This window comes from Anaeromyxobacter sp. PSR-1 (genome assembly GCF_000964525.1).
GTDB lineage: Bacteria > Myxococcota > Myxococcia > Myxococcales > Anaeromyxobacteraceae > Anaeromyxobacter.
Genome location: NZ_BAZG01000123.1, coordinates 1 through 12812, shown reverse-complemented (window position 1 = coordinate 12812; position 12812 = coordinate 1). Strand labels below are relative to the sequence as shown.

The 12812-nt window shown below is 73.8% G+C and carries 16 protein-coding genes, 1 tRNA gene and 1 pseudogene; 7 read left to right on the top strand and 11 right to left on the bottom strand.

Annotated features, from left to right (window positions below; all coding sequences use genetic code 11):
* From PSR1_RS16265 to PSR1_RS16225, 9 genes are all read right to left on the bottom strand, one after another.
* Window positions 1–309: beta-ketoacyl synthase N-terminal-like domain-containing protein (locus PSR1_RS16265; RefSeq protein WP_272946370.1), on the bottom strand; the 309-nt coding region annotated here is incomplete at its 3' end.
* A 92-nt stretch (window positions 310–401) separates the two neighbouring features.
* Window positions 402–641, bottom strand: a complete 240-nt coding sequence (gene acpP, locus PSR1_RS16260) for an acyl carrier protein (RefSeq protein WP_011421799.1) — start codon at window positions 639–641, stop codon at window positions 402–404.
* Window positions 642–692: 51 nt separating this feature from the next.
* Window positions 693–1445 carry a 3-oxoacyl-[acyl-carrier-protein] reductase gene (gene fabG, locus PSR1_RS16255; protein ID WP_059438526.1) on the bottom strand — a complete coding sequence of 251 codons (753 nt, stop codon included), beginning with the start codon at window positions 1443–1445 and terminating at the stop codon, window positions 693–695.
* A gap of 9 nt (window positions 1446–1454) precedes the next feature.
* Window positions 1455–2396, bottom strand: a complete 942-nt coding sequence (gene fabD, locus PSR1_RS16250; RefSeq protein ID WP_059438525.1) for an ACP S-malonyltransferase — start codon at window positions 2394–2396, stop codon at window positions 1455–1457.
* 15 nt (window positions 2397–2411) lie between these two features.
* Window positions 2412–3392: a beta-ketoacyl-ACP synthase III gene (locus PSR1_RS16245; RefSeq protein WP_059438524.1), complete on the bottom strand. Its 981-nt coding sequence runs from the start codon at window positions 3390–3392 to the stop codon at window positions 2412–2414.
* A gap of 11 nt (window positions 3393–3403) precedes the next feature.
* On the bottom strand, window positions 3404–4489 hold the full coding sequence (gene plsX / locus PSR1_RS16240; protein ID WP_059438523.1) for a phosphate acyltransferase PlsX: 1086 nt from the start codon (window positions 4487–4489) through the stop codon (window positions 3404–3406).
* A 5-nt stretch (window positions 4490–4494) separates the two neighbouring features.
* Window positions 4495–4674: a 50S ribosomal protein L32 gene (gene rpmF / locus PSR1_RS16235; protein ID WP_011421804.1), complete on the bottom strand. Its 180-nt coding sequence runs from the start codon at window positions 4672–4674 to the stop codon at window positions 4495–4497.
* Between the two features lie 39 nt (window positions 4675–4713).
* The gene (locus PSR1_RS16230) at window positions 4714–5274 is read right to left on the bottom strand and encodes a DUF177 domain-containing protein (protein WP_059438522.1); all 561 of its coding nucleotides are present in this window, start codon (window positions 5272–5274) and stop codon (window positions 4714–4716) included.
* A 180-nt stretch (window positions 5275–5454) separates the two neighbouring features.
* A complete protein-coding gene (locus tag PSR1_RS16225) occupies window positions 5455–6102 on the bottom strand; it encodes a response regulator transcription factor (RefSeq protein WP_011421806.1) in 648 nt (215 codons plus the stop codon).
* A gap of 222 nt (window positions 6103–6324) precedes the next feature.
* Here PSR1_RS16225 and PSR1_RS16220 point away from each other — a divergent pair, with 222 nt between their 5' ends.
* The gene (locus PSR1_RS16220; protein WP_059438521.1) at window positions 6325–8445 is read left to right on the top strand and encodes a hypothetical protein; all 2121 of its coding nucleotides are present in this window, start codon (window positions 6325–6327) and stop codon (window positions 8443–8445) included.
* 102 nt (window positions 8446–8547) lie between these two features.
* Here the strand turns inward: PSR1_RS16220 and PSR1_RS16215 are convergent, their stop codons facing one another.
* Both PSR1_RS16215 and PSR1_RS16210 read right to left on the bottom strand, forming a co-directional pair.
* Window positions 8548–8793 carry a hypothetical protein gene (locus tag PSR1_RS16215; protein ID WP_059438520.1) on the bottom strand — a complete coding sequence of 82 codons (246 nt, stop codon included), beginning with the start codon at window positions 8791–8793 and terminating at the stop codon, window positions 8548–8550.
* A gap of 2 nt (window positions 8794–8795) precedes the next feature.
* A complete protein-coding gene (locus tag PSR1_RS16210; RefSeq protein WP_059438519.1) occupies window positions 8796–9473 on the bottom strand; it encodes a NapC/NirT family cytochrome c in 678 nt (225 codons plus the stop codon).
* Between the two features lie 230 nt (window positions 9474–9703).
* On the opposite strand from PSR1_RS16210, the gene PSR1_RS16205 reads away from it, so the two are divergent.
* From PSR1_RS16205 to PSR1_RS16180, 6 genes and pseudogenes are all read left to right on the top strand, one after another.
* Window positions 9704–9777: transfer RNA gene (locus tag PSR1_RS16205), tRNA-Arg, on the top strand.
* Between the two features lie 132 nt (window positions 9778–9909).
* On the top strand, window positions 9910–10098 hold the full coding sequence (locus PSR1_RS16200; RefSeq protein WP_059438518.1) for a hypothetical protein: 189 nt from the start codon (window positions 9910–9912) through the stop codon (window positions 10096–10098).
* A complete protein-coding gene (locus tag PSR1_RS16195) occupies window positions 10098–10409 on the top strand; it encodes a GIY-YIG nuclease family protein (protein ID WP_059438517.1) in 312 nt (103 codons plus the stop codon). The genes PSR1_RS16200 and PSR1_RS16195 overlap by 1 nt, the downstream gene beginning before the upstream one ends.
* A 9-nt stretch (window positions 10410–10418) precedes the next feature.
* A complete protein-coding gene (locus tag PSR1_RS16190) occupies window positions 10419–11189 on the top strand; it encodes an SDR family NAD(P)-dependent oxidoreductase (protein WP_059438516.1) in 771 nt (256 codons plus the stop codon).
* 117 nt (window positions 11190–11306) lie between these two features.
* Window positions 11307–12503, top strand: coding sequence for a polysaccharide deacetylase family protein (locus PSR1_RS16185; RefSeq protein ID WP_059438515.1), 1197 nt, complete (start codon window positions 11307–11309; stop codon window positions 12501–12503).
* Window positions 12504–12812 (top strand): annotated as a pseudogene (locus PSR1_RS16180) (glycosyl transferase); the annotation flags it as partial.

Below are 12812 nucleotides of genomic sequence, written 5' to 3'. Positions count from 1 at the left end.
GGCGCCGACGCGCACCGGGTCCTCCTTCGACATGTCGAGGCCCGAGTCCTTCATGGCCATGTCGGCCGCGGCCAGCGCGAACTGGATGAACCGGTCGTTGCGCCGGGCCTCCTTCCGGTCCATGAACCGGGTGGGATCGAAGCCCTTCACCTCGCCCGCGATGCGGGTCGGGTAGGTCGAGGCGTCGAAGAGGGTGATGGGCCCGACGCCGCTCTTGCCGGCCACGAGCGCGCTCCAGGACTCCTCCACCCCGATGCCCACGGGCGAGACGAGCCCCAGTCCAGTGACGACGACACGGCGCCTGCTCATCAGGTTCACCTCTCCTCGGAAAAAGCGCGTGCGGCGGCGGCGAGGCCCCCCGGCCCCGCCCCCCGCGCGCGGTACCGACTCCGGAGCCGCGGCTACTTCTTGTGCGTGGTGATGTAGTTCACCGCGTCCTGCACCGTCTTGATGTTCTCGGCCTCCTCGTCGGGGATCTCGACCTCGAACTCCTCCTCCATGGCCATGACCAGCTCGACGATGTCGAGCGAGTCGGCGCCGAGGTCCTCGATGAAGCTGGCGGCGGGCTTGATCTCGTCCTCTCCCACGCCCAGCTGGTCCGCGATGATGTTCTTCACCTTCTGCTCGATCGTTGCCGACATGGTGCTTCCTCCGTTGTGCTCGGGGTTGGTGCCGCCGCAGGGAGCCTGCAGCTACATGTACATGCCGCCGTTGACCCGCAGGGTCTCGCCGGTCACGTACGATGCCAGGTCGCTCGCGAGGAACGCCACCGCGTTCGCCACGTCCTCCGCGCTGCCGAGCCGCGCGAGCGGGATCATGTCCTTCATCTTCGTCTTCGCGGCCTCGGGGAGCACCGCGGTCATGTCCGTGTCGATGAAGCCGGGCGCCACCGCGTTCACGCGCACGTTGCGCGACGCGAGCTCGCGGGCCACCGACTTGGTGAGCCCCTCCAGCCCGGCCTTGGTGGCGGCGTAGGCGGCCTGGCCGGCGTTGCCCATCTCGCCCACCACCGAGGTGAGGTTCACGATGGCGCCGGCGCGCTGCTTCATCATGGGCCGGGTGACGGCGCGGATCAGGTTGAACGCGCCGGTGAGGTTCACCTGGAGCTGCCGGTTCCAGTCCTCGTCCTTCAGCCGCATGACGAGCTGGTCGATGGCGATCCCGGCGTTGTTCACGAGGACGTGCAGCCCGCCGAAGGTGGCCACCACCTGCTCCACCGCGGCGGTGCAGGCCGCGGGGTCGGCCACGTCGAACTTGTACAGCTCGGCGCGCGGCGCGCCCGCCTGGCGCACCAGGGCGATGGCCTCGGCCGCGGCCGCGTCGTTGCCGGCGTAGTTCAGCGCCACGCTGGCCCCGCCGCGCGCGAGCGCCACCGCCACGGCGCGGCCGATGCCGCGCGACGCGCCGGTGACGAGCGCGGTCTTCCCGGTGAAGTCGAAGGTCATCTCGGTTCCCTAGCCCTTCAGCGCCGCGAGCGTCTTCTCCAGCGACGCGCGGTCCTCGACGTTGAACGCCTCGACCGACCTGTCGATGCGGCGCACCAGCCCGGAGAGCACCTTGCCCGGGCCGACCTCGACCACCCGGGTCACGCCCAGCCGGACCAGCTCCTCGACGCACTCGATCCAGCGCACCGGCGCGGTCACCTGCTCGACGAGCAGCGGGACCACCCGCGCGGCGTCCTGGTTCGGCTTCGCCTCGACGTTCGTCACCACCGGCCGCAGCGGCGCGTTCCACGCGATGGCGCGCAGCACCGGCTCGAGCCGCGCCTTCACCGGCTCCATCAGCGCCGAGTGGAAGGGGGCGGACACCGGCAGCGGCAGCACGCGCTTCGCGCCGGCCTCCTTCAGCTTCGCGCCGGCCCGCTCCACCGCGGCGGCCGCGCCGGCGATCACCGTCTGGGCCGGCTCGTTGTAGTTCGCCGGCGAGACCACCTGGCCGCCCTCGGCCGCCACCGCGGCGCAGATCTCGCGGACCCGGGCCGGGTCGAGCCCGAGCACCGCGCTCATGGCGCCCTGCCCGGCCGGCACCGCCTCCTGCATGAACGTGCCGCGCGCCCGCACCGCCCGCGCCGCCTCGGCGGCGCCGCACGCGCCCACCGCCACCAGCGCCGAGTACTCGCCCAGCGAGTGGCCGGCCACGTAGTCCGGCACGATCCCCTGGTTCGCGAGCACCGCGGCCGCGGCGGACGAGACGGTCAGGATCGAGGGCTGCGTGTTGGCGGTCAGCTTGAGCTGGTCCTCGGGGCCGCCGAAGCACAGGGCCGAGAGCTTCTCGCCCAGCGCCTCGTCCACCTGCTCGAAGATCTCACGCGCCTCGGGGAAGGCGTCGTGCAGGTCCTTGCCCATGCCCACCGACTGCGAGCCCTGCCCCGGGAAGACGAACGCGAGCTTGCCCATGTCCCGTCCTCGCGCCTACCAGCGCACCACGCTGGCGCCCCAGGCCATGCCGCCGCCGATCGCCATCATCAGGACGGTGTCGCCGGGCTTCAGCCAGCCGGCCCGGTTCGCCTCGTCGAGCGTCATCGGGACGCTCGCCGCCGAGGTGTTGCCGTACTTCTCGAGGTTCATCCAGCACTTCGACTCGGGGATCTCCAGCCGGCTCAGCGTCGCGTCCAGGATGCGCTTGTTGGCCTGGTGCGCGATCACCCAGGTCACGTCGCCGGGGGTGAGCTTCTCGTCGGCGAGCACCTCGCGGCAGCTCTCCTCGAGCGAGCGGACGGCCACCTTGAAGACCTCGCGGCCGTTCATCTTCACGTAGTGCGACTTCTCCCGGACCACCTTCTCGGAGATCGGGTCGCGCGAGCCGCCACCCGGCTGCAGCAGGATGGGCACGAGCGAGCCGTCGGTGTGCAGGCGGGTGCTGACGATGCCGCGCCGCGCGTCGTCGGTCGGCTTCAGCACCATCGCGCCGGCGCCGTCGCCGAACAGGATGCAGGTGTTCCGGTCGGTCCAGTCGGTGATCCGGGTGAGCGCGTCGGCGCCCACCACCAGCGCGTTCTTCACCGCGCCGGACGCCACGAAGCGATCGGCGACCGAGAGCGCGTAGAGCGAGCCGGCGCAGGCGGCGGAGACGTCGAAGGCGAACGCCTTCTTGTTCCCGAGCTTCCCCTGCAGCACCGCGCCCACGCTGGGGAACGGGTAGTCCGGGGTGACCGTGCCCACCACGATCATCTCGACGTCCTTCGGGTCCACGCCGGCCGCGTCGAGCGCGCGGCGCGAGGCCTCGAGCGCGAGGTCGCTGGTGGCCTGGTCGTCGGCGACGACGTGCCGCTCGCGGATGCCGGTGCGCTCGACGATCCACTGGTCGCTGGTGTCCACCAGCTTCTCCAGATCGGCGTTGGTGACGACCTTCTCGGGCGCGTACGACCCGGTGCCGGCGATGAGGGAGCGCATGGATCTCCTGGTCAGGGTTGGGGCGGCGCGGTGCGCCGCTGCGTGGGGCCCTGCTGGGCGGCCGCGCCGTTGGCGGGGACCTCCAGCAGCGCGTGCGACGGCGCGACGGCCCGCGCGATCTCGTCGATGAAGTGGGCGCGCGCGGCGTCGCCCGCGCGGCGGATCGCGTTCTCGACGGCGAGCGCGTCGGAGCGCCCGTGCGAGATGAACCCGACCCCGTTCACGCCCACCAGCGGAGCGCCCCCCACCTCGCGCCAGTCGATGCGCTTCTTCATCCCCTCCAGCGCGGCCTTGGAGAGCAGCCCGCCGATCTTCGAGACGGTGGTGCTGCGCAGCGCGCGCTTGAGGTACTCGCCGACCACCTTGGCCGTGCCCTCCATCGTCTTCAGGGCCACGTTGCCGGTGAAGCCGTCGGTCACGATGACGTCGACCTCGCCGGTGAGCAGGTCGCGCCCCTCGCAGTAGCCCACGAAGTCGATGGGCGCGCGCCGCAGCGCCGCGGCGGCGGCGCGGGTGAGGTCGGTGCCCTTCGTGTCCTCCTCCCCGTTGGAGAGGATGGCCACGCGCGGCCGGGCCACCCCGTGCACGCGCCGCGAGTAGACCTCGCCCATCAGCGCGAACTGCACCAGGTGGATGGGCCGGCAGTCCACCACCGCGCCCATGTCGAGCATGAGCGGCGAGCCCTTGAGCGCGGGGAGGACCGAGACGATCGCGGGCCGCTCCACGCCCTCGGGACGGCCGAGGACCAGGATGGCGCCCGCCATCACCGCGCCGGAGTTGCCCGCGGACACCATCCCCGCCGCCCGGCCCGACGCGACCAGGTCGAAGCAGACGCGGATGGAGTTGTCCCGCTTCCGCCGCATCGCCTGGCCGGGGTGGTCGTGCATCTCGACCACCTCCGTCGCAGGGTGCACCTCGAGCGGCAGGGAGCTCCCGGCGCGGTGGCGCGCGAGCTCCTCTCGCACGCGCGCCTCGGGGCCGACCAGGATGACCGGCAGCCCCTTACGCGCTGCGTTAACGGCACCTTGTACGATCGCGGCGGGGGCGTGGTCGCCCCCCATCGCATCGACGGCGATGGGCGCGATCTTCCCGACCATCGCGCCTATGACGCCTCGGTGATCTGCTCGCCCTTGTACGTCCCGCAGGACGGGCACGCGCGGTGCGGGAGCACCGGCTCCTTGCACTTCGGGCACTTCACCACGTTGACCGGCTTCAGCTTGAAGTTCGCGGCGCGGCGCCGATCGCGCCGCATGCTGCTCGTCCGCTTCTTGGGAACGCCCACGTCGTGCTCCTTCCGCGCGCCGCAGCCGCGGCGCGCTCACTACAGCTTCACGTTCTTGAGGCCCGCCCAGCGCGGGTCCGGAACGTGGCGATCGCAGCCGCACTCGCGATCGTTCAGGTTGGCCCCGCACACGGGGCAGAGTCCCTTGCAGTCGTCCTTGCACACCGGGTAGCCCGGCAGCGCCAGGACCAGCTGCTCGCGGAGGATCGGGTCGAGGTCGACGACCTTGCCCGTGTAGACCTCCTCGTCCGCCCGCTCGGCCTCGAAGCTGCCGCCGGTCGGGCCGGTGCTCGAGTCCTTCTCGCCTCGGGGCTCGTCCACGTACTCGTCCGAGGGGACGAGCGTCAACTCGAAATCCACCGGCTGGTCCAGCGACACCGGCTGGAGGCACCGGCCGCACGGCACCGTCAGCTCCGCCTTGCCGTGCCCGTCCACCCGCACCCGGCGGTCGATCTTCTCCAGCTTCGCCTCGACGTGAAGCGGGCCGCGCGCGCGGTAGCCGGCCTTGTCGCCCTGGAGGATGTCGTCCACCTGCTCGCGGGCGACGTCCCAGCTCCGGCGGAGGCCTGCCTCCTTGATTTCGTCAATATTGACGCGCATTTATACGGCTTTCCGAGGCGAAAAAGGGCCTCATTATAGGGGTCGATCCCGCGAAGTCAAGGCGCGCCGGGCCGTCGCCCGCGCGCGCCGGACTCCCCAGGGATGTAAGCCTCCTCGAACCCGGGAGGGACCCGGGCGCTCGAGGCGGCCCCTCGCGACCCCGCGAGGCGGCGCCGGCGCCTACGGCTTCACGAGCCCGCGCGCGACCGCGAGCAGCGCGGCCTCGGCCTTCGTCGAGACGTCCATCTTCTCGTAGATGCGCTTCACGTACGTCTGGACGGTGCCCTCGGCGATGCCGAGCGCCGTCGCCACGTCCGCGTAGGTGTGACCGTGCACGAGCAGCTGCAGCACCTCGAGCTCGCGCTTCGAGAGCGCCGGGCCGTCCTTCGCGCGCTGGTCCGGCGGATCGCCGCGGAACTCCTGCAGCAGCACCTTGGCCGCGCGCGGGCTGATGGGCGCGGCCTCGCCGGAGAGCACGTCCTCCACCGCCTTGGTGAGATCGGCGGCGTGGAACGGCTTCAGGATGTAGCCCGACGCGCCGGCCCGCATCGCGTTCAGCACGCGGGCGGGGATGTCCACCGCGGTGAGCGCGATGCACGCGGTCTTGGGCAGCTCCTGCCGGATGGTGGCGATGACGTCCTCGCCGCTCATCTTCGGCAGCCCGAGATCCACGAGCGCCACGTCCGGCCGCTCGCGACGGGCCAGCGCCACCCCGTCCTCGCCCGTCGCTGCGGTCCCGCAGACCTCGAATCCGTGCGCGGTCAAGACCTGGGCGATGAGCTTCGACACCGCCTCGTCGTCCTCGACCGCGATCGCCCGGATTGCCATGGAAGCGCGCCCCCCTGGGGAGTGCGTACGCACCCCCGCAAAATCACTGCCATACGTAGCAGCCCGGGGCAGGGAGGGTCAAGGATGCGCGCCCCCTGCCGGACGGTACGCCGGCACGCACAGAGCGCACCGGCGCGCACAGCAAACCCCTGGTAGACGCAAGGCGTTTTGGGGTAACTGCTCGCTGTCCCGCTCGTCGGGGACACGAGGAGCCAACCGACCATGCCCAGCCGCCCCGCCCGCCTTCGGCTCGCGCTCACCGCCTCCCTGCTCGCCGCGCTCGCGGCGTGCTCCAGCGGAGGCGGTGGCGGATCCTCGGGTCCCGTCGACCCGCCGCCGCCCGCCTGCAGGCCGCAGAACGGCGCGTGCACCACGCAGGCCGACTGCTGCACCGGCCTGACCTGCTTCGGCGCGACCGGCAGCGCCACCTGCATCCAGGAGACGCTCTGCGCGCCCGACGGCGGGAGCTGCGGCGCCGGGAAGCCGTGCTGCACCGGCTTCTGCGAGGGCGGCACCTGCACCCAGGGCTCCACCACCTGCAAGGCCGACGGGACCGCCTGCAGCTCGGCCGCGGAGTGCTGCTCGCCGACCTGCGCCCCGCCGGCCGGCGGCGGCCAGGCCGTGTGCGGGACGAGCGAGTTCTGCGCGCCCGCCGGCGAGGCCTGCAACGCGGCCGCCGACTGCTGCTCGCTGAGCTGCGTGGGCGGGCTCTGCCGCAACGAGACGTGCAAGCAGATCGGGAGCGCGTGCTCGAACGAGTCGGAGTGCTGCTCCGGCACCGGCACCTGCAACGCCACCCAGTCCGGCTCCTGCGTGGCCGTGCCGAGCGGCGGCACCGGCGCGTCCTGCCGCACGCTGGGTGAGGCCTGCTCGCAGCCGTACGACTGCTGCTCCACCAACTGCCAGGGCGGCGCCTGCGTCCCGGCGTACTCGTGCAGCGCCTACGGCGACCTCTGCTACCAGGGCACCGACTGCTGCTCCGGCCTCTGCGACACCAGCGCCGGCACCCCGGGCCGCTGCGTGGATCCGCCGGGCGGCTGCGTCCAGGGCGGCAACCCCTGCGCAGGGCCGTCCAACTGCTGCTCGCGCCTGTGCGTGGACCCGGGCAGCGGCGCCAAGGTCTGCCAGCCCGCCGGCGGCTGCCGCATGACCGGCGACTTCTGCGACTCGACCGACGCCTGCTGCAACATCAACGACCAGGTGGATCCGTCGAAGGCGATCCTCTGCGACGGCGCCGAGCACACCTGCGACAACGGCGGCGGCTGCAACCCGCCGGGCAACATCTGCGGCGCCTCGACCGACGTGAACGCATCGCAGAACTGCTGCATGCCGAGCACCTGGAACGGCAGCGGCAAGCCGGCCTGCAAGCCGGACTCGAACAACATCATGCGCTGCTACGGCGCGCCCCCCGGCGAGACCGGCGGGACCTGCCCGACCGGCTACGACGGCAACGATCCGAAGTGCTGCATCCCGCAGGGCGACGTCTGCCAGTTCCGCGACCAGTGCTGCGGGCTCGCGCCGTGCGTGCCCGACGCGCAGGGCGTGCTCCGCTGCGGCGGCTCGTGCATCCCGACCACCGGCACCTGCACGAGCAACGCCGACTGCTGCAGCGGGACCTGCACCTCCGGCAAGTGCGCCCCGGCCGCCTGCGGCGCGGTGGGCACCACCTGCAGCACCGACTCGGCGTGCTGCTCCGGCTTCTGCGACCCCGACACGCACGCCTGCCAGCCGGTCTGCCAGCGCCAGAGCGAGGCGTGCACCGTCTCCGCCGACTGCTGCTCGGGCCTGTCCTGCGCGGTCCCGGCCGGCGCGACGCACGGCACCTGCGTCACCGACCAGAGCTCCTGCGCCGACCAGGGCCAGGCCTGCGGCGCCGGCACGACCTGCTGCTCGGGCCTGACCTGCGGGACGAACGGCACCTGCCAGTCGGCGCAGACCTGCGTGGACGTGGGCCAGGCCTGCACCGCCGGCGGCGCCGCCTGCTGCACCGGCCTCGCGTGCAAGACGCAGGGCACGACCGGCCAGGTGGACTGCGCGCCGGGCGACACCTCGTGCACCTGCGAGGTCCCGGCGGCCACCTGCGGCCACTACGTGCAGGGCCAGCCGCTGCCGTCCTGCTCGCCGACCAACCCCTGCTGCCCGGGCGAGAACACCACCTGCCTGAACAACGGGGTGCCGTGCACCACCGCCACCGGCTGCTTCTGCACGCCGCCGCAGAGCTGCGCCGACATCGGCGCGTCGTGCTCGCCGACGCAGACCTGCTGCACCGGGACCTGCGCGAAGGCCGGCTCGTTCGACCTCTGCGACGGCACCACCAGCTGCAGCTGCATCAACCCGGGCTAGCGGCCCGCCGGTCCCCGGACCGGACGTGAGAAGGCCCCGGCCGCCCGCGAAGGGCGCCGGGGCCTTCGGCGTTCCAGGGGGCGCCGCGCGCCCCGCCCTGCGCTACTGCTGGCCGCCGCCGAGGCGGCCGCCCAGCTCCTCGTGCTCGCCCACGCCCTGAAGGTCGAGCGCGATGGCGAGCAGGTAGAGCGCGAGCGAGGTGGTGCCGAAGAGCTGGCCGAGGCTCATCGCCGCGACGAGCAGGAACGGGTTCGGGAACACGATGCCCGCGATCATCAGGGCGAGCGACACGAGCGACAGGACGGCCGAGACCAGCACCAGCCGGCGGATGGTGAACTTGGAGATCATCGCTACTCCCCCTTCCCGGTGGAGGCCGCGGGGCCGCGGCCATTGCCGCCGTGCGCGAACGCGCGCGGGTGGACCTTCTCGCCGCCGTGGCAGTCCACGCACTTCGCGTCGCCCGAGCGGATCTCCTCGATCATGCCGGAGTGCTCCTCGTTCGCGAGCCACCGCGGCGCGGTGGTGGAGTGGCAGCGGGTGCACATGCCGTTCTGGAACGCCTTGTACATGTGGATCTTCGGCCCGCCCTCGCCGTACGGCCCGGTGTTCGCGTACTCCGTGACGTAGAAGTACAGGTGCTTCAGGCCGTTCAGCTTCGTCGTCATCGCGCCGAACATCTGGTAGTCGGCGTGGCACGTGTAGCAGCTCTCCTCGCCGAACGCGTGGTTGCGGCTGTGGATCGCGGCGAGGCTGGTGGAGGCCGGGTCCGCCGCGTCCTCCGTGTAGGGCAGCATCACGTGGCAGGAGCCGCAGAACGGACGCTTCAGCGTGTACTCGAACCCGGCGATGTTGCCGGTGAGCGCGACGCCGATCGGCATGACGCCGAGCCCGAACAGGAGCAGGACCTTGGTCGTCCGGTTGAGCGGCGGGCGCCGGACCAGGTACCAGGCGAGGATGAGGACCGCGATGGCCGCGGCGACGAGGGCGGTGGCCTTGAGCAGCTGCTCGAGCGTGTTTATCTGGGGCACGTTTGGGTGCCTAGCATGTGCGACCGAATGCCTCAACCCCTACCTGCGCGCTGGCGCGCAGGCGCGCGGGCGCGCAGGGGGTTTCCACGGTGGTGTCGCCGCGACCCACCGGATTCGCGGACGGTGAACGGAGCCCGCTCGGCGCCGCCGGCGCCGGACCGGCCGGAGCGCCGAAGTCCCGCGAACCTTCTTGCCTTTCGGGGTGGCCTGCACTAGATACCGCCCCTCGAGCGCGATTAGCTCAGCTGGATAGAGCGTCGGCCTCCGGAGCCGAAGGCCACAGGTTCGAATCCTGTATCGCGCGCTCCCCGAGCCCCGGTCCTGGCACGCCCAGGGCCGGGGCTTTCTCGTGGCGCGGCTCACTGGGCGTCCGCCCGGGTTCGCGCTAGGTTCTGGTCGCGCTCGCCGTTCCTCGCGAGCGGAGAGGTGGAACGAGATGCCGGTCAGCAAGAAGCGGAAGAAGGGCGGGAAGCCGGTCCAGCGGACCGCGCCGCCCGAGCAGCACCCCGAGCACGCGCACGGGCCGGAGGGCGCCCCCGCGGCCCCGCAGCCCCGGACCGTCGGCCGTCCCTCCAACCCCTTCGTCGCCCAGCAGACGCGGCGCGCCTCGCAGCGCGGCCGGTAGTGCCCGCGGCGGCGCCGGGTCGCGGCCCCGCCGCGGGGGCGGCGCGCTGGTGGGTGTACCTCCTGCGCTGCGGGGACGGCTCGCTGTACGCCGGCGCCACGAACGACCTCGCCGCGCGGGTGGCCCGCCACGCCGCCGGGCGCGGCGCCCGCTACACGCGCTCGCGGCTCCCGGTGGAGCTGGTCTGGCGCGAGCGCGCCGCCGATCGCGGCGCGGCGCTGCGGCGCGAGGCGGCGGTGAAGCGGCTGCGCCGGACCGAGAAGCTCGCCCTGGTGGAGCGGGCGGCCGCGCGCCGGCGGCGCCGGCGCTAGGATCCGCGCATGGACCTCGGGCTCGACGGCAAGGTCGCGGTCGTCACCGGCGGCAGCCGCGGCATCGGCCGCGCCATCGCGGTGGCGCTGGCGCGGGAGGGCGCGCGGGTGGCGGTCGGCGCGCGCGGCGCGGAGGCGCTCGCGGAGGTCCGCGCGGCGCTCGACCAGGCCGGGCCCGGCCCGCACCTGACGGTCGCCGCCGACCTCGTCACCGCGGAGGGCGTGGACCGGCTGGTGGGCGAGGCCGTCTCGGCGCTGGGCGGCGTGGACGTGCTCGTGAACAACGTGGGCGGCTCGGGCGCGCGCAGCGTCGCGGACGCCGACGAGGCCGACTTCCGCGCGGTGCTCGACCGCAACCTGTTCCCCGCCCTCCGCGCCAGCCTGCGGGCCATCCCGGCGCTGCGGCGCCGCGGCGGCGGGTCGATCGTGATGATCACGTCGATCTGGGGGCGCGAGGCCGGCGGCGGCCCGTCGTACAACGTCGCCAAGGCGGCCGAGCAGAGCCTGGCGAAGGCGCTCGGGCGCGAGCTCGCCGCCGACGGCATCCGCGTGAACTCGGTCGCGCCGGGGTCCATCGCGTTCCCGGGCGGCGGCTGGGAGCGGCGCCGGCAGGCGGACCCGGAGGGCATCGCCGACTTCGTCCGGCGCGAGCTCCCGGGCGGACGCTTCGGCACGCCCGAGGAGGTCGCGGCGGTGGTCGCGTTCCTCGCCTCGCCGCGCGCGAGCTGGGTGAACGGCGCGTGCTGGGTGGTGGACGGCGGCCAGTCCCGGAGCTTCTGACGTCCCGGCGCGGCCGCACGCGCCCCGGGCGGCAGCGCCCCCGTACGCAGCGCACCCGCCGGGACCGGCGCTCGCCGCCGGAGCGCGTGCACACCTTCTCGCCGAGGAGGAGGGGGCATGCCGGAGCGGGCCGACTTCAGCGCGCGGTGGATCCTGAAGCGGGCCGCGAAGGCGGCCGTGGCGGGGGCGCTCACCGCGGTGGGGATCCACCACGCGGTCCGGCTGGTGCGCCGGCGGCAGGCGGGCGGCTCCCGCGTGCTCATCCTCTCGTACCACCGCGTGACGCCGGACTTCGGCGCCGAATCCAGGCAGACGCTCGCCTCGCTGCTCGTGTCCACCGAGACGCTGCGGCGGCAGCTCGAGCACGTGGGCCGGCGGAACGAGATCGTCTCGCTCGCCGACGCGCGACGCATCCTGGCGGAGCCCGCGGGCGGCCGCCGCGCCGACGTCGTCGCGGTGACGATCGACGACGGCTACGCCGACGTGGCGCAGCACGCGCTGCCCGTGCTGCGCGCCCTGCGCGCCCCGGCCACCGTGTTCGTGCCGACCGGCTACGTCGGCACCGCCCGCCGCCTCCCGCACGACCGGCTGCACGCGGCGCTCGCCGCGCTGGCGCGGCGGCGCATCCCCTTCGAGCGCGCCGGCCTCCCGCCCCCGCTGCAGGCGCTGCTCTCCGCCTGCGCCGAGGGCGGTCCGGCCGCCACGCTCGACCGGCTCATCGCGCGCCTCCCGCACGAGCGGCTGGTGGCGCTGGCGGCGGGGCTGGAGCGCCGGCTCGGCACGGCCGAGCAGGACCTCCCGGCCTCGACGCGCCTCATGACCTGGGACGAGGTGCGCGCGCTCGACGCCGCCGGCGTGGACGTGGGCGGCCACACGGTGAACCACGCCGTGCTCGCGAACCTGCCGCTCGTCGAGGCCCGCCGCGAGCTGGCCGGCTGCCGCGATCAGCTGCGCGAGCGGATCGGCCGCGCCCCGCGGCACTTCGCCTATCCGAACGGCTACTACACGCCGGCGGTCCAGCGCGCGGTGGCCGAGGCCGGCTTCGAGGCGGCGGTGACCATCGAGGACGAGGAGAACCGCCACGGCGGCTCGCCCTACGGGCTGAAGCGCAAGGTCCTCTGGGAGAACACCACGCTCGGCGCGGTCGGCTGGAGCGGCGTGGTGGCGACCTGCAACCTCGGGGGCGTGTTCTCCACGCTGGGCCTGGCGCGGCCCGTCCCCGGGGAGCGGCCGGATCCGCCCGCCGAGCCCGCGACCCGGACGGCGCGCGCGGACGCCGCGGAGGCGCCCGCGGACGCGCGGGCGGTGAGCTGAGTGCGGCTGGCGCTCGTCGGCAACTGGCCGAGGCCGTACGGCGGCGTGGCGGTGCACGTGGCCGCGCTGGCCCGCGCCGCCCGCGCGCGCGGCGTGGACGTGCAGGTGCTCGACATCGGCCACGGCGACCACTCGGGCGACGGCGTCCGGCCGGCGCGCGGCGCGCTCCGCTACGCCGCCGCGCTCGGGGGCGCCGCGGCGGAGGGCCGGCTGCTGCACGTGCACACCAGCGGCGCGAACGTGAAGAGCTGGCTGGTCGCCCTGGCCGCGTCGCGCGCGCGCCGGGCGCCGCGCCGCTCGGCGTGCTCA

Bases quoted from the DNA above. Each gene is read 5' to 3' on its own strand.
- PSR1_RS16200 (WP_059438518.1), top strand. From the start codon at position 9,910: ATGCCGGTCAGCAAGAAGCGGAAGAAGGGCGGGAAGCCGGTCCAGCGG.
- plsX (WP_059438523.1), bottom strand. From the start codon at position 4,489: ATGGTCGGGAAGATCGCGCCCATCGCCGTCGATGCGATGGGGGGCGAC.
- acpP (WP_011421799.1), bottom strand. From the start codon at position 641: ATGTCGGCAACGATCGAGCAGAAGGTGAAGAACATCATCGCGGACCAG.
- PSR1_RS16230 (WP_059438522.1), bottom strand. From the start codon at position 5,274: ATGCGCGTCAATATTGACGAAATCAAGGAGGCAGGCCTCCGCCGGAGC.
- PSR1_RS16215 (WP_059438520.1), bottom strand. From the start codon at position 8,793: ATGATCTCCAAGTTCACCATCCGCCGGCTGGTGCTGGTCTCGGCCGTC.
- PSR1_RS16225 (WP_011421806.1), bottom strand. From the start codon at position 6,102: ATGGCAATCCGGGCGATCGCGGTCGAGGACGACGAGGCGGTGTCGAAG.
- fabD (WP_059438525.1), bottom strand. From the start codon at position 2,396: ATGGGCAAGCTCGCGTTCGTCTTCCCGGGGCAGGGCTCGCAGTCGGTG.
- PSR1_RS16220 (WP_059438521.1), top strand. From the start codon at position 6,325: ATGCCCAGCCGCCCCGCCCGCCTTCGGCTCGCGCTCACCGCCTCCCTG.
- fabG (WP_059438526.1), bottom strand. From the start codon at position 1,445: ATGACCTTCGACTTCACCGGGAAGACCGCGCTCGTCACCGGCGCGTCG.
- PSR1_RS16245 (WP_059438524.1), bottom strand. From the start codon at position 3,392: ATGCGCTCCCTCATCGCCGGCACCGGGTCGTACGCGCCCGAGAAGGTC.
- PSR1_RS16190 (WP_059438516.1), top strand. From the start codon at position 10,419: ATGGACCTCGGGCTCGACGGCAAGGTCGCGGTCGTCACCGGCGGCAGC.
- PSR1_RS16185 (WP_059438515.1), top strand. From the start codon at position 11,307: ATGCCGGAGCGGGCCGACTTCAGCGCGCGGTGGATCCTGAAGCGGGCC.